Annotated in this window: 23 protein-coding genes and 3 tRNA genes; 8 read left to right on the top strand and 18 right to left on the bottom strand. The window is 71.4% G+C overall.

Going from position 1 to position 22,060, the window contains the following annotated elements; all coding sequences use genetic code 11:
- Positions 1-55 precede the first annotated feature (55 nt).
- The 6 genes from BRM3_RS08360 to BRM3_RS08335 all read right to left on the bottom strand — a co-directional run bounded on the left by BRM3_RS08360 (position 56) and on the right by BRM3_RS08335 (position 8,137).
- Positions 56-1,399, bottom strand: coding sequence for an ABC transporter permease (locus tag BRM3_RS08360; RefSeq protein ID WP_263592873.1), 1,344 nt, complete (start codon positions 1,397-1,399; stop codon positions 56-58).
- Positions 1,396-2,727, bottom strand: a complete 1,332-nt coding sequence (locus BRM3_RS08355) for an ABC transporter permease (RefSeq protein ID WP_263592872.1) — start codon at positions 2,725-2,727, stop codon at positions 1,396-1,398. The genes BRM3_RS08360 and BRM3_RS08355 overlap by 4 nt, the downstream gene beginning before the upstream one ends.
- A complete protein-coding gene (locus BRM3_RS08350) occupies positions 2,724-4,295 on the bottom strand; it encodes an ABC transporter ATP-binding protein (RefSeq protein ID WP_263592871.1) in 1,572 nt (523 codons plus the stop codon). The genes BRM3_RS08355 and BRM3_RS08350 overlap by 4 nt, the downstream gene beginning before the upstream one ends.
- A gap of 113 nt (positions 4,296-4,408) precedes the next feature.
- Complete coding sequence (locus BRM3_RS08345) at positions 4,409-5,512, bottom strand: BMP family lipoprotein (protein ID WP_263592870.1); 1,104 nt, start codon at positions 5,510-5,512, stop codon at positions 4,409-4,411.
- A gap of 179 nt (positions 5,513-5,691) precedes the next feature.
- On the bottom strand, positions 5,692-6,921 hold the full coding sequence (locus BRM3_RS08340) for a M20 family metallopeptidase (protein ID WP_263592869.1): 1,230 nt from the start codon (positions 6,919-6,921) through the stop codon (positions 5,692-5,694).
- 58 nt (positions 6,922-6,979) lie between these two features.
- A complete protein-coding gene (locus BRM3_RS08335) occupies positions 6,980-8,137 on the bottom strand; it encodes a mannose-1-phosphate guanylyltransferase (RefSeq protein ID WP_263592868.1) in 1,158 nt (385 codons plus the stop codon).
- A gap of 198 nt (positions 8,138-8,335) precedes the next feature.
- Here BRM3_RS08335 and sdhC point away from each other — a divergent pair, with 198 nt between their 5' ends.
- The 4 genes from sdhC to BRM3_RS08315 are packed head-to-tail and all read left to right on the top strand — an operon-like array spanning position 8,336 to position 11,759.
- Complete coding sequence (gene sdhC / locus BRM3_RS08330; RefSeq protein WP_263592867.1) at positions 8,336-8,713, top strand: succinate dehydrogenase, cytochrome b556 subunit; 378 nt, start codon at positions 8,336-8,338, stop codon at positions 8,711-8,713.
- A 2-nt stretch (positions 8,714-8,715) separates the two neighbouring features.
- Positions 8,716-9,174, top strand: coding sequence for a succinate dehydrogenase hydrophobic membrane anchor subunit (locus BRM3_RS08325; RefSeq protein WP_263592866.1), 459 nt, complete (start codon positions 8,716-8,718; stop codon positions 9,172-9,174).
- Positions 9,175-9,213: 39 nt separating this feature from the next.
- Positions 9,214-10,986, top strand: a complete 1,773-nt coding sequence (gene sdhA, locus BRM3_RS08320) for a succinate dehydrogenase flavoprotein subunit (RefSeq protein ID WP_263592865.1) — start codon at positions 9,214-9,216, stop codon at positions 10,984-10,986.
- Complete coding sequence (locus BRM3_RS08315) at positions 10,986-11,759, top strand: succinate dehydrogenase iron-sulfur subunit (protein ID WP_263592864.1); 774 nt, start codon at positions 10,986-10,988, stop codon at positions 11,757-11,759. The genes sdhA and BRM3_RS08315 overlap by 1 nt, the downstream gene beginning before the upstream one ends.
- A gap of 117 nt (positions 11,760-11,876) precedes the next feature.
- Here BRM3_RS08315 and BRM3_RS08310 read toward each other — a convergent pair whose 3' ends face one another.
- From BRM3_RS08310 to BRM3_RS08265, 10 genes are all read right to left on the bottom strand, one after another.
- The gene (locus tag BRM3_RS08310) at positions 11,877-12,698 is read right to left on the bottom strand and encodes an exodeoxyribonuclease III (protein ID WP_263592863.1); all 822 of its coding nucleotides are present in this window, start codon (positions 12,696-12,698) and stop codon (positions 11,877-11,879) included.
- 97 nt (positions 12,699-12,795) lie between these two features.
- Positions 12,796-13,707, bottom strand: a complete 912-nt coding sequence (locus BRM3_RS08305; protein ID WP_263592862.1) for a bifunctional methylenetetrahydrofolate dehydrogenase/methenyltetrahydrofolate cyclohydrolase — start codon at positions 13,705-13,707, stop codon at positions 12,796-12,798.
- Between the two features lie 74 nt (positions 13,708-13,781).
- The gene (gene glyA, locus BRM3_RS08300; protein WP_263592861.1) at positions 13,782-15,050 is read right to left on the bottom strand and encodes a serine hydroxymethyltransferase; all 1,269 of its coding nucleotides are present in this window, start codon (positions 15,048-15,050) and stop codon (positions 13,782-13,784) included.
- A 135-nt stretch (positions 15,051-15,185) separates the two neighbouring features.
- Positions 15,186-16,313 carry a UDP-N-acetylmuramate dehydrogenase gene (locus BRM3_RS08295; RefSeq protein WP_263592860.1) on the bottom strand — a complete coding sequence of 376 codons (1,128 nt, stop codon included), beginning with the start codon at positions 16,311-16,313 and terminating at the stop codon, positions 15,186-15,188.
- Positions 16,310-16,780: a MaoC/PaaZ C-terminal domain-containing protein gene (locus BRM3_RS08290; protein WP_263592859.1), complete on the bottom strand. Its 471-nt coding sequence runs from the start codon at positions 16,778-16,780 to the stop codon at positions 16,310-16,312. The genes BRM3_RS08295 and BRM3_RS08290 overlap by 4 nt, the downstream gene beginning before the upstream one ends.
- Positions 16,781-16,794: 14 nt before the next feature.
- A complete protein-coding gene (locus tag BRM3_RS08285) occupies positions 16,795-17,244 on the bottom strand; it encodes a MaoC family dehydratase N-terminal domain-containing protein (RefSeq protein ID WP_263592858.1) in 450 nt (149 codons plus the stop codon).
- Positions 17,245-17,389: 145 nt separating this feature from the next.
- Positions 17,390-17,560: a 50S ribosomal protein L33 gene (gene rpmG, locus BRM3_RS08280; protein WP_263592857.1), complete on the bottom strand. Its 171-nt coding sequence runs from the start codon at positions 17,558-17,560 to the stop codon at positions 17,390-17,392.
- 108 nt (positions 17,561-17,668) lie between these two features.
- A tRNA-Met gene (locus BRM3_RS08275) sits at positions 17,669-17,745 on the bottom strand.
- 54 nt (positions 17,746-17,799) lie between these two features.
- A tRNA-Thr gene (locus BRM3_RS08270) sits at positions 17,800-17,872 on the bottom strand.
- Between the two features lie 90 nt (positions 17,873-17,962).
- A tRNA-Tyr gene (locus tag BRM3_RS08265) sits at positions 17,963-18,044 on the bottom strand.
- A gap of 284 nt (positions 18,045-18,328) precedes the next feature.
- Here BRM3_RS08265 and BRM3_RS08260 point away from each other — a divergent pair.
- Positions 18,329-18,817, top strand: a complete 489-nt coding sequence (locus BRM3_RS08260) for a YajQ family cyclic di-GMP-binding protein (RefSeq protein WP_263592856.1) — start codon at positions 18,329-18,331, stop codon at positions 18,815-18,817.
- Here BRM3_RS08260 and BRM3_RS08255 read toward each other — a convergent pair.
- Together BRM3_RS08255 and BRM3_RS08250 are read right to left on the bottom strand one after the other, a co-directional pair.
- Complete coding sequence (locus tag BRM3_RS08255; protein WP_263592855.1) at positions 18,814-19,953, bottom strand: tyrosine-type recombinase/integrase; 1,140 nt, start codon at positions 19,951-19,953, stop codon at positions 18,814-18,816. The genes BRM3_RS08260 and BRM3_RS08255 overlap by 4 nt on opposite strands.
- A complete protein-coding gene (locus BRM3_RS08250) occupies positions 19,940-20,464 on the bottom strand; it encodes a helix-turn-helix domain-containing protein (protein ID WP_263592854.1) in 525 nt (174 codons plus the stop codon). The genes BRM3_RS08255 and BRM3_RS08250 overlap by 14 nt, the downstream gene beginning before the upstream one ends.
- A gap of 99 nt (positions 20,465-20,563) precedes the next feature.
- Between BRM3_RS08250 and BRM3_RS08245 the strand changes: the two genes are divergently transcribed.
- From BRM3_RS08245 to BRM3_RS08235, 3 genes are all read left to right on the top strand, one after another.
- On the top strand, positions 20,564-20,749 hold the full coding sequence (locus BRM3_RS08245; RefSeq protein ID WP_263592853.1) for a helix-turn-helix transcriptional regulator: 186 nt from the start codon (positions 20,564-20,566) through the stop codon (positions 20,747-20,749).
- Positions 20,746-21,207, top strand: a complete 462-nt coding sequence (locus BRM3_RS08240; protein WP_263592852.1) for a hypothetical protein — start codon at positions 20,746-20,748, stop codon at positions 21,205-21,207. The genes BRM3_RS08245 and BRM3_RS08240 overlap by 4 nt, the downstream gene beginning before the upstream one ends.
- Positions 21,208-21,270: 63 nt before the next feature.
- Positions 21,271-21,915, top strand: coding sequence for a hypothetical protein (locus tag BRM3_RS08235; RefSeq protein WP_263592851.1), 645 nt, complete (start codon positions 21,271-21,273; stop codon positions 21,913-21,915).
- The last annotated feature ends 145 nt before the right edge of the window (positions 21,916-22,060 follow it).

Raw genomic sequence — 22,060 nt, 5'->3', positions numbered from 1 at the left:
CTTCGACGGTCGGGCGGCTCGGGCGCCGCGCACGGCAGGGGGTCAGGGCCCGCGGTCACTCCTTGACGTAGGGCTCGCCGTCGGCGGCGGGGACGCGCACGCGGCCCACGACGCCGGCGACCGCGAACAGGGTCACGATGTACGGGAGCATCAGCAGGAACTCGCTCGGGAGCCGGCCGCCGCCGCTGAGCCGGAGCTGGAGGGCGTCGGCGAAGGCGAACATGAGGGCGGCCAGGAGGGCGCCGACGGGATGGTAGCGCCCGAGGATCATGGCGGCCAGGGCGATGTAGCCCTTGCCGGCGGACATGTTCTCGCCGAAGGCCACGTTGGTGCCGATGGTGAGGGTCGCGCCGCCCAGGCCCGCGACGGCCGACCCCATCAGGACGTTGGTCCAGCGGGTGCGGGCCACGTCGATGCCGACGGTGTCGGCGGCGCGCGGATGCTCGCCGACGGCGCGCACCCGCAGGCCCCAGCGGGTGCGGAACAGGGCCACGGTCAGCAGAGCGACGATCACCCACATGAGGTACACGAGGATGTTCTGGTCGAACAGGACCCGGCCGACGAGAGGGATGTCGGCGAGCACCGGGATGCGCCACGAGGGCAGGCGGCTGGGGGCGTTGAAGCGGGCCGGGTCGGACTGCATGACCGAGCCGAAGAAGAAGCTCGTCAGGCCGACCGCGAAGACGTTGAGCACGACGCCCACGATGATCTGCTGGACGTGGTAGCCGACCGCGAAGAGGGCCAGCAGCGCGCCGATGACGAGCGCCATGATCGGCGCCGCCACGAGGCCGGCCCACGGACCCGCCGCGCCGCCCACGAGGGAGGAGACGAGCGCGGCGCCGAAGGCGCCGAACAGGAGCTGGCCCTCGATGGCGATGTTGACCAAGCCGGCACGCTCGGAGAGCACCCCGGACAGGGCGCCGAAGGTGAGCGGGACGGCCAGGGCGAGCGTCGCCTGGAGGATCGAGCCGAGGTCGACGGCCTGGGAGATGCCGGCGTTGACCCAGGTGAGGAACGAGAGCACCCACAGCACGCCGAACACGACGAGCAGCGTGACGCGCACGCGGCGGTCGAGCCCGCGGATCGTGGCGCTCGCCCACCAGAAGAAGGTGGCGATCGCGAGGCACAGCACGGCGAGCACGATCGCGGTGGCGGCGCTCGGCACGTCGACCGTCTCGGGGATGACGCCGCCCGGGTTGAGGTTGCCCTCGCGTGCGATCTGGAAGGTGGTGTGCGCGCCCGAGGGCACCCGCAGGCCGAACAGGACGAACGCCGCGAGCGCGAGGACCGTCAGGGCGGTCGGCAGTTGCCACCACGAGCGCGGGCGCTCGGCCAGCACGGTGCGCTCGATGACCTGGTCGTCGGCCACGGGGGGCTGGGGCGTGACGGTGGTGCTCATGCGTTCTCTCCCTCGGTGGCGGCCGGGCCGGAGGTCGGCGACGGGGACTGCGAGCGGCGGCGTCCACGGCGGCGCGGGGCGCCGGGCCGGTCCACGCGGCGCAGGCCCACGAGGGCCCGCACGAGCGGCGGGGCCGCGATGAACAGCACGACGAGCGCCTGGATCACCTGGACCAGGTCGAGCGGCACGCCCTGGGTGGTCTCCATGAAACGGCCGCCGGTGCCGAGCGCCGCGAACAGGATGCCGGCCAGCAGGATCCCGATCGGACCGGAGCGCCCCAGGAGCGCGACCGTGATCGCGTCGAAGCCGACGGAGCCCGCGATGCCGCCGGTCAGGCGGTGCTCGGTGCCGAGCACGTGGACCGCGCCGGCGAGGCCGACGAGGGCGCCGGCGATGAGCATGACGCCGAGCGCGCTGCGGCCCACGTCGATGCCGGCCACCTCCGCGGCGCGGGGGTTGGAGCCCACGGCGCGGAACTTGAAGCCGAGCGAGGAGCGGCTCATGAGCCACCACAGGAACACGATCGAGGCGATCGCGAGGACGAGGCCCAGGTGCAGGCGGAACTGCGGGCCCAGCAGGAGCGGGAGCGCGGCGTCGTCGGCGACGGCCGGCGAGGTGGGCTGGGCCTGGTTGGCGCCCGTGAACGCCTTGGTCTTCAGGGCGTACATGATCCCGTAGGTGGCGATCCAGTTGAGCATGATCGTCGAGATGACCTCGTTGGCCCCGAAGCGCGCCTTGAGGAAGCCGGCGATGCCGCCCCAGATCCCGCCCGCGACGATGCCCGCGACGAGCGCCGCCACGAGGTGCACGACGGGCGGCAGGTCGATCGCGAAGCCGACGTAGCCGGCGCCCATCGCGCCGACGATCAGCTGGCCCGTCCCGCCGATGTTGAACAGGCCCGCGCGGAAGCCCACGGCCATGCCGCACGCGGCGATGATGAGCGGGGTCGCGACCGTGAGGGTCTCGGTGATCGGCTTGAACGCACGGGCGGGCGTGCGGGCCTGGTAGTCGAAGATCGCGCCGCGGAACATGGCGGCGTAGGCGTCGCGGATCGCGCCCCACGCGGCGGCGAGGGTGTCCCCCGGCCGCGCGAAGAAGTACACGGCGGCGGCGCGGACGTCCTCGTCGGCGATGACGATGAGCACCGAGCCGATGATGACGGCGAAGACGAACGCGAGCACGACGACGAGCACGTCGCCCCGGATGATCTGCTGCAGCAGCCCGGGACGGTCCGCGCTGCGCGGGGTCCCGCTCGGGCTCCCCTGGCCGGTCAGGCTCGGGACCGCGGGGTCGGCCGTCTCCGGGGTGGATGCCGGCGTCGCGCTCATGCGATCTCTCCTTCGTCGGCGAGCTGGGTGTCGGTGGTGCGGGCGCCCGCGGCGACGGCCTCCCGGGCGGCCTCGGCGGTGTAGCCCGCCATCATCAGGCCCAGCACGTCGCGGTCCTCGTCGCCGGGCACGATGCCGAGGATCCGCCCGCGGTACATGACCGCGATCCGGTCGGAGAGCTGGGAGACCTCGTCGAGCTCGGTCGAGACGATCACGACGGGGGTGCCCTTGTCGCGCTCGGCGACGATGCGACGGTGCAGGAACTCGATCGAGCCGACGTCGACGCCGCGGGTGGGCTGGGAGGCGATGAACAGCGACAGGTCGCGACCCAGCGCGCGGGCCATGACGACCTTCTGCTGGTTGCCGCCCGAGAGCGCCCCGACGGGCTGCTCGACGGAGGACAGGCGCACGTCGAACTCCTCGACCTGGCGCGCCGCGTTCTCGGCGATCGCCCGCGGGCGCAGCGCGAGCCCCGATCCGTATGGCGCCCGGTCGTGCTGGTCGAGCACGAGGTTCTCGGCCACGGAGAAGTCGTCGACGAGCCCGTCGTGGGTGCGGTCCTCGGGGACGAAGCCGACCCCGGCGTCGAGGATCTGCTTGGTCCCGCGCCCCACGAGCTCGGCGCCGTCGAGCCGGATCGAGCCGCGCACGTCGTGCTGGAGGCCCAGGAGCGCCTCGGACAGCTCGGTCTGGCCGTTGCCCTGGACGCCCGCGATCCCGAGGATCTCGCCGCGGCGCACGTCGAAGGAGACGCCGTCGAGCACCTGCACGCCCGCGGCGTCGGCGACCGACAGGTCGCGCACCTCGAGCGCGACGTCCCCGGCCTGCGCGGGCTCCTTCTCGAGATCGAGCGCGACCTGGCGGCCCACCATGAGGGAGGCGAGCTCGGTCTGGTCGGCCGAGGGATCGGCGGTGCCGACGATGCGGCCGCGGCGGATGACGGTGATGCGGTCGGCCACGGCCTTGACCTCGCGCAGCTTGTGGGTGATGAAGACGATCGAGGTGCCCTCGGCCTGCAGCTGGCGCATGATGCCCATCAGCTCGTCGGTCTCGTGCGGGGTGAGCACGGCGGTGGGCTCGTCGAGCACGAGCACCTCGGCCTGGCGGGACAGCGCCTTGATGATCTCGACCCGCTGCTGCGCGCCGACGGGCAGGTCCTCGACGACGGCGTCGGGGTCCAGCTCGAAGCCGAAGCGCTCGGAGATCTCGCGCACCGTGCGACGGGCGCTCGCGAGGTCGAGCAGGCCGCCGTGGGTGGGCTCGTGGCCGAGCACGACGTTCTCGGCGACCGTGAAGACGGGCACGAGCATGAAGTGCTGGTGGACCATGCCGATCCCGGCGGCCATCGCGTCGCCCGGTCCGGCGAAGCGCACCGGGCTGCCGTCGAGCAGGATCTCGCCGCCGTCGGGCTGGTAGAGCCCGTACAGCACGTTCATGAGCGTGGACTTGCCGGCGCCGTTCTCTCCGAGGAGACAGTGGATCTCGCCGGGCTCGACCACCAGGTCGATGTCGTCGTTGGCGACGAAGGTGCCGAAGACCTTGCGGATCCCTCTGAGTTCGAGCTTCACGTCGATTCGCTTCCGTGGGTGAGGCCCGTCGCCGGACCGGGGGACGTCGCGCCGCGGCCCCCGGGAGCTGTCCCAGGGGCCGCGCGCCGCGGGCGGGCCGGAGCCCGCCGCGGTCAGGACTGCGGCGAGGCGGCGGACTCGACGGTGATCTTGCCGTCGATGATGTCCTGCTTGAGCTGCGTGACCTCGTCCTGCACGTCCTGCGGGACCTGCGAGGACAGGTCGTGGTACGGCGCGATGTCGACGCCGCCGTTCTCGAGCGTGCCCACGTACGGGGTGTTGTCGAACGAGTCCTCGGAGGCGGACTTCGTGACGTCCTCGACGGCCGCCGCGATGCCCTTCATGACCGAGGTCAGGATGAGCGGCTGGGCGTCGGCGTCCTTGATCGACTCGTAGCCGTCGGAGTCGACCCACACGACCATGGCGCCCTCGTGCTCCTTGGCGCTCGCGATGGTGCCCGCGCCCACGGGGCCCGCGACCGGCATCACGATGTCCGCGCCCTGGTCGTAGAAGCCGTCCGAGGTGGTCTTGCCCTTGGTCTGGTCCTCGAAGTCGCCCGTGAAGGAGCCGTCCTGGGTGTCCTTGTTCCAGCCGATGAGCTGGACGTTCGCCTTGTGCACCTCGTTGTACTTCGCGACGCCGTCGGCGAAGCCGTCCATGAAGATCGTGACGGTCGGGATCTTGATGCCGCCGTAGGTGGCGACCTTGCCGGTCTTCGAGGAGCCGGCCGCGACGTAGCCGGCGAGGTAGGCGGCCTGGGCGGTGTCGAAGGAGACGGGCTTGACGTTGTCGAGCTCGACGGTGTTGCCCTGGTCGTCCTGCGCGGTCGAGTCGATGATCGCGAACTCGACGTCGGGGTTGGCCTTGGCCTCGGTCGCGGTCGCGTTGGCCAGCAGGAAGCCGACCGTGAAGACGAGGTTGCAGTTGGACGAGACGAGGTTGTCGATGTTCGGCACGAAGTCCGAGTTCGACGTCGACTCCGCCTTCTGGGTCTGGATCTTGAGGTCCTTCTTGGCGGCCTCGAGGCCGTCCGAGCCGGACTCGTTGAAGGACTTGTCCTCGAAGCCGCCGGAGTCCGAGACCATGCAGGCCTTGAAGTCGGAGGAGGCGCTGCCGCCGGCATCGCTGCCGCCGGTCGTGTCCGGGGCCGAGCCGCACGCGGCCAGGGCGAGGGCGCCGACTCCGGCGAGAGCTGCGGCGCGGGGGAATTGCTTCACGGGTCCTCCAGGGGATGCGTGCCAGGGTGATCGGTGCTCGCCCCGCCGTTGGGGCGACCGGACCGGGATCAGGGATCTAGCTCGAGACCCTATGCCCGCGGCTCGGCCCGCGAGACGCGTTCCCTCACCCCGCGGCCGAACTGTTATGAGTCCGAGACCGCAGCGGGGCCCGCGGGGGCTCAGACGCCCCGCTCGGCGCCCAGATCGCGGTGCAGGCACACGGTCGCGAGCAGCGTCGCGCCGATCGCGATGGCTCTCTCGTCGACCATGAAGTCCCCCATGTGGAGGTCGTAGGTGCGGCCGCCCGGCGTGCGCGTGCCCAAGCGTGCGAGCGCCCCCGGGACCTGCTCGAGGTACCACGCGAAGTCCTCGCCGCCCAGGGACTGCCGGGCGCTGTCGACCTGCTCGCGCCCGTACGCGCTCGTGACCGCGTCCTCGAGCAGGCGCACGCTCACGGGATCGTTGGACACCGGCGGCACGCCGCGGTCGTGCTGCACGGCGGCCTCGACGCCCCACGCATGGGCTATGTCGGCGAGGGTCTCCTCGAGCAGGGCCTCCGCCTGGTCCCAGGCGTCGTGGTCGAGGCAGCGCAGGGTGCCCTCGAGGATCCCGGCGGAGGGGATCGCGTTGAAGGCGCTCCCCGCGTGCACGCTGCCCCACGTGAGGTTGACGCCGCTGCGGGGGTCCATCCGGCGGGTCAGGGCGGCCGGCAGCTGGGTGATGATCTGGCCCATCGCGTAGACGAGGTCCTGGGTCAGGTGGGGGCGCGAGGTGTGGCCGCCGGCCCCCGCGAGCTCGATCCGCACCGGGTCGGTGGCCGACGTGATGGGCCCGGGCTTCAGGCCCACGTGCCCGACGTCGACGCCGGGGTCGCAGTGCAGCGCGAAGATCGAGTCGAGGCCGTCGACGACGCCCTCGGAGATCATCTCGAGCGCCCCGCACGGGTGACGCTCCTCCGAGGGCTGGAAGATCAGCCGCACGGTGCGGGGCAGCGCGCCCGCGTCCGCGACGGCCACGAGCGCCATCGCGGCGCCGAGCACGGCGCTCATGTGGACGTCGTGCCCGCACGCGTGCGAGACGCCCTCGACGCCCGAGCGGAAGGGGAGGTCGGTCAGCTCGGGGATGCCGAGAGCGTCCATGTCGGCGCGCAGGCCCACCGGGGCGAGCGCGGGGTCGGTGCCGGGGATGTCGCAGTAGGCGCCCGTGCGGGGCATCCGCACCGGGTGCAGCCCGAGGGCCTCGAGCTGGGCGACGACGAAGTCGGTCGTCGCGTGCTCGGCATGACTGAGCTCGGGGTGGCGGTGGAGGTGGCGGCGGATCTCACGCAGCTGATCGGTGCGGGCCCCGATGACGCGCCGGATGAGACCGTGCTCGCCGAGCACGTCCTGGTCGATGGACGTGAGGGTCATGTCTGGCGCTCCTTGCCTGCTGCGTGACGGCTGCGGCCCGCCTCGTGCCACCGCCGCGTCAGCGGAGCGCGTCCAGGCCCTCCGCGTCGAGCAGCGAGCCCAGGCGCGAGAGGTCCTGCGCCCGCTCGTCGGCGAGCACGAGGAGGACGTCCGGGGTGTCGACGACGCTGATGCCCTCGACGCCCACCAGGGCGACCGGCCGAGTGGGGGAACCGTACACCGTGGCCTGCGCGTCGATCGCGATCGTCTCAGCGCCGCCGACGACCACGACGTCCGAGCCCTCGGCGTGCACGCCGTCCGCGCCCTCCCGCCGCTCGCGCAGCTGGCGGGCGAGCGCCGCGAAGTCGCCCACGTCGTCCCAGCCGAACGCGGCGGGCACCATCGCGACCCGCCCGGCGACGCTCAGGGGCTCGGCGAGGGCGTGGTCGATCGCGATCGCGGTGAGGGTCGGCCAGACCCGTTCGCGCACCTCGGCCTCCTCCGCGGTGCCGAGCGCCGCGGCGATCCGGCGCGCTCCCGCCGCGAGCGGAGGGATCTGGGCGTCGAGCGCCTCGAGCAGCACGCGGGCGCGCACGACGAACATGCCGGCGTTCCACCGGAAGCGGCCCGAGCGCACGAACTCCTCGGCCCGGTCCCGGTCCGGCTTCTCGACGAACCGCTCGACGCCCACGGCGCCCGTCCCGGCGAGCGACGACGGCGTGGCGCCCTCCTCGATGTAGCCGAAGCCCGTGGCCGGATGCGTCGGCTCGATCCCGATGGTCACGAGGTAGCCGCGCTCGGCCGCCGCCCGGGCGCTCGCCACGGCGCGGGCGAAGGCCGCCTCGTCCGCGATCAGATGGTCGGCCGCGAAGGAGCCGATGACGGCGTCCTCGTCGTCGGCGGCCGCGACGGCCGCGGCGAGCGCGATCGCGGGCATCGAGTTGCGCGGCGAGGGCTCGGCGAGCACGCGCACGCCGGCGCCCGCCTGCTCGCGGACCTCCGCCTCGTGCGCCCTCCCGGTCACGACGAGCGGTGCGCGGTCGCCGAGCGGCGCGAGGCGGTCCAGCGTCTGCTGCAGCAGCGAGCGCCCGCTGCCGGTCAGGTCCAGGAGGAACTTGGGGTGGGATCGTCGTGACAGCGGCCACAGCCGGGTGCCCGCGCCCCCGGCCGGGACCACGGGGACGAACGGCGACGCGGGCGGCGCGGAGGACGGGACGGAGGGCGACGCGGACACCATGGGGGAAGGGTAGCCTCACCGGTCACCGGCACTTTCCGATGCTAGGGTGGCAGAGCCCCATCCGAGGTCGGCCCGCCCCGCCGCGCTTCGCCCGCGTCGCCGCTGCGACGCCCCCGCGATCACCAGCGATCGCCCGGACCGCCGCGCGGTGCAGCCGACGTCCGTCCATCATCCTTCACGTCCCCTCTGGAGGCTCACGTGGCATCTGCCCAGTCCGGCACGCTCTATCGCGGGCGCGAGGGCATGTGGTCCTGGGTCGCGCATCGCATCTCGGGAATGCTCATCTTCCTGTTCCTGCTCGTGCACGTCCTGGACACGGCCCTCGTGCGGGTCTCCCCCGCCGCGTACAACGAGGTCATCGGCCACTACAAGACGCTCGTGTTCGGCTTCGGCGAGATCGGGCTGGTCGGCGCCATCTGCTTCCACGCCCTCAACGGGCTGCGGATCATCCTGGTCGACTTCTGGTCCCAGGGCCCGCGGCGCCAGCGCATGCTGTTCTGGGTCGTCGTCGTCGTGTGGGTCCTTCTCATGCTCGGATTCGTCCCGCGTCAGCTCATGCACATGTTCGGAGCCTGATCATGACCTCTGCCTCTCCCACCACCACCATCCCCGAGCCCACGGGCCGCTACCGCCGCACGGGCCAGCGCGGCGTCAACGCCGAGATGCTGTCGTGGCTGTTCATGCGCGGCTCGGGCCTGCTGCTCGTGATCCTCGTGTTCGGCCACCTGTTCGTGAACCTGTGGCTCGGCGAGGGCGTCAAGCGCATCGACTTCGCCTTCGTGGCCGGCAAGTGGTCCTCGCCCTTCTGGCAGGTCTGGGACCTGCTCATGCTGTGGCTGGGCCTGCTGCACGGCGGCAACGGCGTGCGCACCATCATCAACGACTACGCGCACGGACCGCGTCTGCGCCTCGTTCTCAAGGGCCTGCTCTACCTCGCCGTGATCATCACCGTCGTGCTGGGCACCCTCGTGATCTTCACCTTCGACCCGTGCCCCTCCGGCGGCGACCCCAGCCTGCTCCCGAGCATCTGCCGCTGACCCGTCCTGCCGCTTCGTGAACCAGGAGTTCTGACCTTCATGCAGACCCATAGCTATGACGTGGTGATCGTCGGCGCCGGCGGCGCCGGGATGCGCGCGGCCCTGGAGTCCTCGACCCGCGCCCGCACCGCGGTGCTGACCAAGCTGTACCCCACGCGCTCCCACACCGGCGCGGCGCAGGGCGGCATGTGCGCCGCCCTGGCCAACGTCGAGGAGGACAACTGGGAGTGGCACACGTACGACACCGTCAAGGGCGGCGACTACCTGGTGGACCAGGACGCGGCCGAGGTGATGGCCAAGGAGGCCATCGACGCGGTGCTCGACCTCGAGAAGATGGGCCTCCCCTTCAACCGCACGCCCGAGGGCCGGATCGACCAGCGCCGCTTCGGCGGGCACACGCGCGAGCACGGCGAGGCGCCGGTGCGCCGCTCGTGCTACGCCGCCGACCGCACGGGCCACATGATCCTGCAGACCCTCTACCAGAACTGCGTCAAGCAGCAGGTGGAGTTCTTCAACGAGTTCTACGTGCTCGACGTCCTCATGACGGGCGATCCGCGCACCGACGAGGACGTGCGCGCCGCCGGCGCCGTCGCCTACGAGCTCGCGACGGGCGAGGTGCACATCTTCCGCGCCAAGTCGGTCGTCTTCGCCTCGGGCGGCTTCGGCAAGATGTTCAAGACCACCTCGAACGCGCACACGCTCACGGGCGACGGCCCCGCGATGGCCCTGCGCCGCGGCATCCCGCTCGAGGACATGGAGTTCTTCCAGTTCCATCCGACGGGCCTCGCGGGCCTGGGCATCCTCCTCTCCGAGGCCGCCCGCGGCGAGGGCGCGATCCTGCGCAACTCGGAGATGGAGCGCTTCATGGAGCGCTACGCGCCGACCCTCAAGGACCTCGCCCCGCGTGACGTGGTCGCGCGCGCGATGGCCAACGAGGTGCGCGAGGGCCGCGGCTGCGGCCCGAACAAGGACTACGTGCTGCTGGACCTCACGCACCTCGAGCCCGCGCACATCGACGCCAAGCTCCCGGACATCACGGAGTTCGCGCGCACCTACCTGGGCGTCGAGCCCTACACCGAGCCGGTGCCCGTGTACCCCACGGCGCACTACGGCATGGGCGGCATCCCCACCAACATCAAGGGCGAGGTGCTGCGCAACGAGGCCGACGTGATCCCCGGGCTGTACGCGGCCGGCGAGGTCGCGTGCGTGAGCGTGCACGGCGGCAACCGCCTGGGCACCAACTCGCTCCTGGACATCAACGTGTTCGGGCGGCGCGCCGGCATCGCCGCGGCCGACCACGCCCACGGCGTCGACCAGGCCGAGATCGCCGAGGGCTCGGAGCTGCCCACCGTCGAGCTGCTCGAGCGCCTGCGCGACCGGCCCGCGACCCAGGACCGGATCGCCGACATCCGGCGCGATCTGCAGGAGACCATGGACGCCAACGTCCAGGTGTTCCGCACCGAGGACACCTGTCGTCAGGCGCTGTCGGACATCGCCGACCTCAAGCGGCGCTACGAGACGGTGGCCGTGCAGGACAAGGGCCGGCGCTACAACCTCGACCTGCTCGAGGCCGTCGAGCTCGGCTTCCTGCTCGACCTCGCCGAGGTCGTCGCCCTCGGCGCGCTCGAGCGCAAGGAGTCGCGCGGCGGGCACTTCCGCGAGGACTACCCCCAGCGCGACGACGTGAACTTCCTGTGGCACACCATGGCCTACAAGACCCTGGACGGGCAGGGCCAGGACGGCACGGACGTGCGCCTGGGCACCAAACCCGTCATCATCACCCGCTACGAGCCGAAGGAGCGCACGTTCTGATGAGCGCCGTCGCCGAGAAGCAGGGGGCCGCAGAGCCCGAGTCCCAGGCCGCCGAGATCCCCTCGTTCGAGGTCACGCTGCGCATCGCCCGCTTCGACCCGGACGCGGAGGACGCGACCACCCGCTGGGAGGACTTCACCGTCACGATGCACGGCACCGACCGTGTGCTCGACGCCCTGCACGAGATCAAGTGGCACCTCGACGGGTCGCTCACGTTCCGCCGCTCGTGCGCCCACGGCGTGTGCGGCTCGGACGCGATGCGCATCAACGGCCGCAACCGCCTGGCCTGCAAGACGCTGCTCAAGGACCTGAACCTGAGCAAGCCGGTCACGGTCGAGCCCATCAAGGGCCTGCCGGTCATGAAGGACCTCATCGTCGACATGGAGCCCTTCTTCGACGCCTACCGCGAGGTCCAGCCCTTCCTCATCGCGCATGGCCAAGAGCCGAGCCGCGAGCGCCTGCAGAGCGCCGAGCAGCGTGAGCGCTTCGACGACACGACCAAGTGCATCCTGTGCGCCGCGTGCACGTCCTCGTGCCCGGTGTTCTGGACCGACGGGCAGTACTTCGGCCCCGCCGCGATCGTCAACGCCCACCGCTTCATCTTCGACTCGCGTGACGACGCGGGCGAGCAGCGCCTGCAGATCCTCAACTCCAAGGAGGGCGTGTGGCGCTGCCGCACGACCTTCAACTGCACCGAGGCCTGCCCGCGCGGCATCCAGGTCACCAAGGCGATCGCCGAGGTCAAGCAGGCGGTGATCCGCGGCCGCGTCTGAGACGCGCCCCGGCTCACCGGCGGCGCACGCCGCCCCTTGTCGCCGTGCCGATCCCCCGCCGCGATCCTGTGATCGCGACGGGGGATCGTCCGTCGGCGGGGCCGGCGCCCCGGCGGCTCACTCGTAGCGGACGACGAGCGGGGCGTGGTCGGACCAGCGGGTGTCGTAGCTGGGGGCACGGTCGACGGTCGCCGTGACCGCCCGGGCGGCGAGGTCCGGCGTCGCGAGCTGGTAGTCGATCCTCCAGCCGGAGTCGTTGTCGAAGGCCTTGCCGCGCTGGGACCACCACGTGTACGGTCCCGCGACGTCCCCCGCGAGCGCCCGGTGCACGTCGACGAGCCCGCCCTCGTCGCCCGTCAGGCGGTCGACGTACGCGCGCTCGGCGGGCAGGAAGCCCGCGGACTTCAGGTTGCCCTTCCAGTTCTTGATGTCGCGCTCGGTGTGCGCGATGTTGAGGTCGCCGGTCACGAGCACGTGCCGGCCGTCGGCGCGCAGGGCCGCCAGGTGCTCGAGCATCTGGTCGAGGAAGGCGTACTTGTCGACCATCGTCTGCGGCTTCTCGGTGTTGCCCGAGTGCATGTACAGCGAGACCACCGTGAGGGTGCGCCCGTCGTCGAAGGGGTCAGCGAGATCCACCTCGAGCCAGCGGCCCGTGTGCGCGTCGCCCTCGAGGCCGACGCCGCGTCGCACGCCGTCGAGGTCCACGTCCTCGCGCGCGACCCGGGCGGCGATCGCCACCCCGGCGCGCCCCTTGAGGGCGGAGGCCTCCCCCTCGATCCTCCAGCCGTCGCCGACGAGGCTCGCGACCAGCTCGTCGGGCGCGCGGACCTCCTGGAGGGTGATGACGTCCGCATCGGTGGCGGCGAGCCAGTCGCCCATGCCCTTGCGTGCGGCGGCCCGGAGGCCGTTGACGTTGACGGTCGCGATGGTGAGGGTCATGCCGACCAGTATCCCAGGGCCGGCCGACGTTCGGGCGGGGCGGGAGCCCGGTCGGGTCGGGCGGGAGCCCGGCCGGGCCGGGCCCTGCCGGCGGGTCTCAGCTCTCGTCGAGCAGGCGGCCGACCTCGAGGCCGGCGGCGCGCTCGGCGGACTCGACGACGTTGGTGAGCAGCAGGGCGCGGGTCATGGGCCCCACCCCGCCGGGGTTCGGGGAGATCCACGAGGCGACCTCGGCGACGCCGGGCGCGACGTCCCCCGTGAGACGGGCCTTGCCGTCCTCGCCCTCGACGCGCGAGACGCCGACGTCGAGCACGACGGCGCCGGGCTTGACGTCCTCGGGGCGCACGAGGTGGGCCACGCCCGCCGCGGCCACGATCACGTCGGCGCGGCGCAGCTGGGCGGGCAGGTCGAGCGTGCCGGTGTGGGTCAGGGTGACGGTCGCGTTGACCTCGCGGCGGGTCATGAGGGGGCCGATGCTGCGGCCGACCGTCACGCCGCGTCCGATCACGACGACGTCCTTGCCCGCCAGGTCGAGCCCGTAGTGGGTCATGAGCTCGATGACGGCGCGCGGCGTGCACGGCAGCGGGGTCGTCAGCGGCCGGTACGCGTTGAGCACGAGGCGCCCGAGGTTCATGGGGTGCAGGCCGTCGGCGTCCTTGGCCGGGTCGATGCGCTCGAGGATCGCGTCGGTGTCGATGTGCGCCGGGAGCGGCAGCTGCACGATGTAGCCGGTGCACGCGTCGTCCGCGTTGAGCTCGTCGATCACGGCCTCGACCTCGGCCTGGGTGGCGTCGGCGGGCAGATGGCGCTGGATCGAGGTGAGCCCGATCTGCTCGGAGTCGCGGTGCTTGCCGCGCACGTACGCGGCGCTGCCGGGGTCGTCGCCCACGAGCACGGTCGCGAGGCCCGGGCGGGCATGCCCGGCGTCGGTGAGGGCCGTGACGCGGCGCGCGAGCTCCTCCTTGATGGCCGTCGCGGTGGCCTTGCCGTCGAGGATCTGAGCGGTCATGGAGGTGCCTCCGAGGTCGTGGCGGGCGAAAGGGCGGGAGGGCCCGGCCGACGGGCGGCCGGGCCCTTCTGCCGTCAGTACTGGCGCAGGTCCGCGTACAGCGGCTTGGCGTCGGCGAGCGCGCGGGTGCGGGCGCGCAGCGCCTCGAGGTCGGCGCCGTCCTGGAGGGCGAGCGCGATCACGTCGGCGACCTCGGTGAACTCGTCGGCGCCGAACCCGCGGGTCGCGAGCGCCGGGGTGCCGATGCGCAGCCCGGAGGTCACGCGCGGCGGCCGCGGGTCGTTCGGCACCGCGTTGCGGTTCACGGTGATGCCGACCTCGTGCAGGATGTCCTCGGCCTGCTGCCCGTCGAGGGCGGAGTCCACGAGGTCCACGAGCACGAGGTGGACGTCGGTGCCGCCCGAGACGACCTTGACCCCTGCCCGCTGGGCGTCGGCGCCCTGGAGGCGGTCGGCGAGGAGGCGCGCCCCCTCGAGGGTGCGGGCCTGGCGGTCGGCGAACTCGTCGCTCGCGGCGATCTTGAGCGCGATGGCCTTGGCGGCGATGACGTGCATGAGGGGGCCGCCCTGCTGTCCGGGGAACACGGCGGAGTCGATCTTCTTGGCCCACTCGTCGGTGGACAGGATCATGCCGGAGCGGGGCCCGCCGAGCGTCTTGTGGATCGTGGTGGAGACGACGTCGGCGTGGGGCACGGGGCTCGGGTGCAGGCCCGCGGCGACGAGCCCGGCGAAGTGGGCCATGTCGACCCAGAGCGCGGCGCCGACCTCGTCGGCGATCGCGCGGAAGGCCGCGAAGTCGAGGTGGCGCGGATAGGCCGACCAGCCGGCGACGATGACCTGGGGATGATGCTCGAGCGCGAGGGCGCGCACCGCGTCCATGTCGATGCGGCCGGTCGCGGGATCGACCTCGTAGGCCGCGATGTCGTACAGGCGCCCGGAGAAGTTGATCTTCATGCCGTGGGTGAGGTGGCCGCCGTGGGCGAGCGAGAGGCCCATCAGGGTGTCGCCGGGTCGGGCGAGGGCGTGCATGACGGCCGCGTTGGCGGTGGCGCCGGAGTGGGGCTGGACGTTGGCGTGCGCGGCGCCGAACAGCGAGCGGGCCCGGTCGATCGCGATGGTCTCGGCGACGTCGACCTCCTCGCAGCCGCCGTAGTAGCGGCGACCGGGGTAGCCCTCGGCGTACTTGTTGGTGAGCACCGAGCCCTGGGCCTGCAGCACCGCTCGCGGCACGAAGTTCTCGCTCGCGATCATCTCGAGCGTCGCGCGCTGGCGGTCGAGCTCGCGGTCGAGGACCCGGGCGATGTCCGGGTCGAGGTCGGCGATGGACTGATCGGTGACGCTCACGTGGCCTCCTGGTCGGCACTGCGGGACGAGGTGTGCGCCCGTCACCGGGCACCTGGACATCCTAGGTCGCCGCCGCCGGGCCGCGCCTGAGGGTCCTGGTCCGCGGACCGTCTCCCCGGCGCGCCCGGGGGCGTGTCAGATGTCGACGCCCAGGCGCACCGGCTCGGCCTCGAGGCGGATGCCGAAGCGCTCGGCGACGCCGCGCTGCACGGCGTGGGCGAGGTCGGCGATGTCCTGGCTCGTGGCGCCGCCGCGGTTGGTCAGCGCGAGGGAGTGCTTGCCGGACAGGGCGGCGCGGGGACCGACCGCGAAGCCGCGGTCGAATCCGGCGTGGGAGATGAGCCAGGCCGCGCTCGTCTTGGTCCTGCCCGGTCCCGCCGGGAAGCGGGGGGCGTCCTCGGGCAGGGTGGCCGCGACCTCGTCGGGCAGTATCGGGTTGGTGAAGAAGGAGCCGGCGCTCCAGGTGTCGTGGTCGCCCGCGTCGAGGACCATGCCCTTGGAGGCGCGGATCGCCATGACCGCTGCCCGCACCTCCTTCATGGGGGCGCGCGCGCCGGGCTCGACGCCGAGCCGTCGGGCGAGCTCGGCGTAGCGCACCGGGGCCGACAGCGAGCCCTGGGTGTGCTGGAAGGTGACCGAGAGGACGACGTAGCGTCCCGTCGCCGAGGGCACCGGGCCGGCGTACGGGGTGCGCTTGAACACCGAGTCGCGGTAGGAGAAGCCGCAGTCGGCCGCGAAGAAGGTGCGCACGGCCATGCGCTCGCGGTCCCAGGTGCGCACCCGGGTGATGGTGTGGGCGACCTCCTGGCCGTAGGCGCCGACGTTCTGGATCGGGGTCGCGCCGACGCTGCCGGGGATGCCGGACAGGGCCTCGATGCCCACCATCTCCCGCTCGACCGCGTAGTGGACCGCGTCGTCCCAGGTCACGCCCGCGAAGTGCTCGACGACCGCGCCGCCGCAGGTGGCCTCGAGCGGGGTGAGCGCGGCGGGATCGGCGTCCGCACCGTCGGGCTCCCCCGCCGGCGGGATCTCGCACGACGCCTCGAGGCGCGGCGGCGTGCGCGGGTCGCGCACGAGCACGACGGTGCCCGCGAAGGGGGCGTCGGAGGCCACGAGGTTGGAGCCGCCGCCGAGGACGAGCAGGGGCTCGCCGCGCTCGTCGGCGCCGCGCACCGCGTCGATCAGCTCGGGCTCGGAGCGGGCCTCGACGAGGTGGGAGATCTCGCCGCCGATGCGCAGCGTGGTCAGGTCGGCGAGCCTCACGCCGCTCCCCCGTCCCCGACGGCCACGGTCGCGCGGGCGCGGCCGAGGACCTTGGCGCCCGCCGCCTCGGCGACGAGGTCGATGCGGGCGGTGCCGGCCTCGGCGTCGATCGCGCCGACCGTCGCCGTCACGGTCAGCTCGGTGCTGCCGAGCGCTGGCACGAGCACGGGCCTGGTGAAGCGCGTGGAGTACTCGCGGATCGCGGCGGGGTCGCCGATCCAGTCGACGACGGCGTTGACGGCGGTGCCCATCGTGAGCATGCCGTGGGCGATCACGCCGTCGAGCCCGACGGAGGTCGCGACCGCGTCGTTGTAGTGGATGGGGTTGAAGTCGCCCGAGGCGCCGGCGTAGCGCACGAGCGTGTCCCGGCTGATCTCGAAGGTGCGGGTCGCGACGACGTCGCCGACGGCGAGGTCCGCGAGGCGGACGACGGCGGGGGTCTGCTCGGTCGGGGTGTTCTCGGCCATGGGGTCGTCTCCTCTCACTCGCCGCGCACGACGAGGCTGCTGCGGACGGTCGCGACGTCGTCGCCGTGGTCGTCGGCGAACTCGACGCGCGTGGTGATCATCGCGTTGCCGCCGACCAGGCGCACGTTCTCGACCGTCAGGGTGGGGGTGAGGCGGTCTCCCGCGACGACGGGACGATGCAGCACGAAGCCCTCCTCGCCGTGCACGACCCGGGAGAAGTCGATCCCGGCGGCGGGGTCGCGGATGTAGTCGGCCTCGGCCTGCTGGGCGAGGGAGACGAGGAAGGTCGGCGGGGCGATCACGTCGGCGTGGCCGGCCGCGCGGGCCGCCTCGGCGTCGGTGTGCAGCGGGCTGGTGGCGCCGGTCGCGGCCGCGAACTCGGCGATCTTGGCGCCGGAGACGAGGCGGGGCGCGCCGGGCGGGTACGCCTTCCCGGCGAACGACGGATCGGGGGTCGTGCTCATGGGGTCTCCTCGGGCGCTCAGGCGGGTGTCGGTGGGACGGGGTCGGCATCCGACGGGCGGAGCCGCAGGGTGCACGACCCCAGGATGCACGAAGGCCACCCGGGGGCGTGCCGCCGGGTGGCCTTCGTGGGATACGCGACTCGGGTCAGCGGGTCTCGCGATGCGCCGTCTGCTTGCCGCAGGTCGGGCAGAACTTCGAGAGCTCGAGCCGATCCGGGGTGTTGCGACGGTTCTTCTTGGTGATGTAGTTGCGCGACTTGCACTCGGTGCAGGCCATCGTGATCTTGGGACGCACGTCAGAGCTCTTGCTCGCCATGACTCGCCTCTTTCCGTCGGGGGCGCGGTGTGGCCCGCGCGCCGGTGGTGTCCCCGCCGGGCGGGGACTGCTGATCCTGCACACCGCTCCGCGGCCGGCGGAACGGAGTGGTACCGAGGGCGGGGATCGAACCCGCGACCTCACGATTATGAGTCGTGCGCTCTAACCGTCTGAGCTACCCCGGCGTGATCGGCACGTCGGCCCGGTCTCGTGCGAGACCGGGCCGACGAACCCATCAGAGCCCTGAAAGGGAATCGAACCCTTGACCTTCTCCTTACCATGGAGATGCTCTGCCGACTGAGCTATCAGGGCAAGCCCGAGGAAGCTTACATGCGCTCTGACCTGCGGACAATCCGCATGCGCTCCTCGGTGCCTGGGATCACACGCGGTGATCCTCGGCGGTGGCAGGTGAGGGATTCGAACCCCCGTAGGCGATGCCAGCTGATTTACAGTCAGCCCCCTTTGGCCACTCGGGTAACCTGCCGGGAAGGCGCCTGGCCCCGTGTCCGCGTCCCGAACCGTGAGGGTCGGAGCGCGCCGCAGAACCGGACTCGTACATCGTACAGACGCACCCGTGATCGTGCGAACCGGAGCCCGCTCCGGGGCGCATGAGGCTGGTCACAGGGCTGTTCCGGGTCCGGCTCGCCGCGCCGTCTACAGTGGCGGGACGCGGGTGTCCGGGCCCGCACACGACCGCCTCCGGACGACGCCGGATGGCGGGCATGACCCGCCCGCGCCGACCGACTCCCGACAGGAAGGACCCCGACCATGGCCGACTCCTCGTTCGACATCGTCTCCAAGCTCGACCGCCAGGAGGTCGACAACGCCGTCAACCAGGCCGCCAAGGAGATCGCGCAGCGCTACGACTTCCGCAACACGGGAGCGAGCGTGACCCTCGGCGGCGATGAGATCGTGATGGTCGCCAACGCCGAGGAGCGCGTCCTGGCCGTGCTCGACGTGCTCCAGTCCAAGCTGATCCGCCGCGGCATCTCCCTCAAGTCCCTCGACGTGGGCGAGCCCCGGCAGTCCGGCAAGGAGGTGCGCCTGGTGGGCGGACTCAAGGAGGGCATCGCCTCGGACGAGGCGAAGAAGATCTCCAAGATCATCCGCGACGAGGGCCCCAAGGGCGTCAAGGCGCAGATCCAGGGAGACGAGCTGCGGGTGTCCTCCAAGAGCCGCGACGACCTGCAGGGCGTCATCGCCCTGCTCAAGGGCAAGGACCTCGACGTCGCCCTGCAGTTCGTCAACTACCGCTAAGACCCCAGGTCAGCGACGGGATTCTGCTCCGTAGTCCGCACAGAGTCCGCAGCAGGATCGAGAACCGCTGTCATCAGGTCCGCCGCCGCAGTCCGCGTCCGGTCCTCCGCGGACGGCCACAGGTGGCTGTACACGTTCAACGTGATCGCCGGCGTCGAGTGCCCCAGCGCCCGCTGCACGGTCACCACGTCGCAGCCGGACGAGATGAGCGCCGAGGCGTAGAAGTGCCTGAGCGTGTGCAGCGTGTACGCGGACGGGAGCTTCGCGGCCTTCCTGATCTCACGCCAGATGTGGGCCGCGGAGTTCCTGTTCAACGGGTCCGGGCCGCGGAAGAAGAAGAAGCTCTTCATGGTGCCGATCTCCGTGACGTGCGCGGCCAGCTCGTCCGCGAGGGCCTTGGGGATCGCGATGGTGCGCTCCGATCCTGCCTTGGGCGGCACGACCTTGGCCGTCTTCACGTTCGCGCCCTGAATCTGCCGTTGGACGCGCAGGGTTCGGCGCAGGAAGTCGATGTCGGCGAGCTGCAGACCGGCTGCCTCCCCCAGGCGCAGCCCCGCGAACGCACACACGGCAACGAGCGCCCGATACTCCTTCGGAGCCGCGTCGAGCGCCGCGCGTACCTGCTCCGTCGTCGGGATCTGCATCGCCTGGTCCGCGCGACGCCGGCGCGGGAGCTTCACCCCCTCTGACGGGTCGACGGCGATCCGCTTGTCCCGCACAGCGCCACGAAGCGCCATGGACACGTAGCTGAACCGGGTGGTGATCGTCGACGGCGCGAGGGCCTTCCGCTCCCCCGCCGTCACGGACATCGACTTCACCCAGTCCTCGACGTGTGCGCGACGGATCTTCGACAGTGGCACTCCCCCGAACGGCACCGACTCCACAGCCTGATCGGCGGTCCCCCGAGTCGAGTCCGTCCACACCTGCCGACCCGCCCACTCCCGATAGAAGCCGTTGAACGTGATCTTCCCGGCTCGCGGGTCCACGTACATACCCGAGACGATCGACGTCGTCGTCTCGTCCAGCCACCTCTGCGCGTCCAGCTTCCGCCGGAAGTGCCGCGCGTGCTCCTTACCCGCCTCATCCCGGTAACGAGCCCGCCACCGGCCGTCAGGGCGCTTCCTAATCGAGGACACCGTCTTGCCCCCTGAAGTAGATGTCGTCTCCGTCGTGCTGCTCCCGGTAGTCCAGGAGGTCGTGGACAGACCATTTCAGCTTTGCCTTCGCATCGACGAGAAGGTCGTGGAGACGTTCCCGTGCGGACTCCGACCACCCAGCTACGTCGTCAGGATCAATGCTGGCCATGACCTCCCGGAGCTTCGCGCGCTCCTGCTCGAGCTCCCCGATCGACCCCATCACCATCCGGAGTGCACCCTCCACGCGCAAGGTCGCCGAGAAGAGAGCGTCCAACGTCTGCGCAACCTCGGTGGACTGGAGCAGGTCGCCGACCTCCACGCTCAGGATCGACGCGAGATCCTGCGCCTCCGTGAGCCGCAGCGGGCGCTTCCCCGCCTCGATGGCCCACACGGTCGCCTGTGACCACTTCTCGTATCCGCGCTCCTTCATCGCCCCGGCTAGCCCCGCCTGGGAGATGACTGGGCCTCGGAGCGCTTGGAGGCGCTGTCCGATCTCCTCGTCTCTGGTCATGACCAGCACCCTACAGGATTGCCTAGTTGCGGCGCGACTAGATTCGTGCTCTACTAGATATCGCAGTCGCGCCGTGACTAGAACAGGGAGGAGTGCACTGTGAACATCAAGCTGCTGACCATCCCCCAGGCCGGGGAGCTGCTGGGGAAGTCGCCCCGGCAGATGGAGTGGCTCATCTACACCGGCCAGGCGCCGCGCTCGGCCAAGATCGGCGGCCGTCGCATGTTCCGCGAGTCGGACATCGAGGCGTGGATCAACGAGCAGTTCGAGAAGGAGTCCGCATGACCACCAACCGCACAGAGAAGACCCCCGTCGCAGAGCTTGGCGGCGATCGCGACGAGGGCCTGACGTCCACACCTACCAAGGAGCAGAACGGCCCCATGATCTCACACGCCCTCACCCCGGCGCAGTACTGCAAGCAGAAGTCCACGCCGACTACGACGGAGTGTCCGTTCTGGTGCGATCGCGCGCACGGTCCCGCCATCTTCGACAACGGCACCGCGTACGTCGAGCACGTCCGAGCCATAGAGCTTAACGGGATCGCCGTCGACATCGTGCAGAGCGTCGAGTGCCACTTCGACACCGACAAGCTGCGCGTCGAGATCTCCCCTGCGGGCGTGCTCCTCTCCCCGAACTTCGACCCCGCCGAGACACACAGCTTGTCCACCGTGGCCACCTTCGCCGAACTCCTCGCCCGAGCCCGCGACGAGCTGGCGCAGATCCAGGCGCACACCAACAACTGAGACCCCGAGGGGGCCGAGCCCACAGGGCCGGCCCCCTCCCCATACCAACGAAAGGAGGAGCAGATGACCTGGACGAGACTCGACGACGCCTGGACCGACCAGCCCGCGCTGGCCGACCTCACGTACGCCGACCGCTGGCACTACCTCACGATGATCCAGTTCTGCTCCCGCACCAAGCGCTACGACGGCGTGCTCAAGATGTCCGACGCCCGCCGATGCTCCGACATCGACGACCCCGCCCGCGCGATCCAGAACCTCGCCGCCCACGAGCTGCTGACCCTGCTGCCGGACAACATGGTGAAGGTCGGCTCCATCGACGAGCACATCCCCCCGCCGAGCGTCAGGCAGGAAGCCGAGCGCGCGAAGATCCGCAAGCGCAGGAGCCGCGCCCACAAGGACGGCGACCACTCCATGTGCCTCCCGGAGAACTGCGACAAGGTCAAGGTCAACACCTCCACGGGAGAGGTCACGAGTCATGTCACGCGTGACGTTACGAGTGACATCGGGACGGGACAGGACAGGACGGGCCAGGACTACAAGATCGTTCCCGAGAGCGATTCTGAGCGTGACACGGTGACCCACGACGACGCCTTCGACTTCGAAGCCGAGATGTACGACGAGCAGTCAGAGCTTCCCGGCTCCGGGGAGAAGTCGCCCGATCCTCAGCCATGGGCGGCGCTCACCTACTACGGGGGTGCGGCATCGTGAGCAAGACGGTGTGCATTCGCTGCAAGGGCTGGCCGTGCGTGTGTGACTACGTCGCGAAGATCGCGAAGGACGAGTCGCTGCTCGGTCAGATCGCACGGGGTCGCACGGACAGGTGGATGCAGCAGAAGCATCGGCCCCGGCTCGA

The organism is Brachybacterium huguangmaarense, from assembly GCF_025725725.1.
Classification (GTDB): domain Bacteria; phylum Actinomycetota; class Actinomycetes; order Actinomycetales; family Dermabacteraceae; genus Brachybacterium; species Brachybacterium huguangmaarense.
This window is presented reverse-complemented; position numbering and strand designations above follow the sequence as displayed.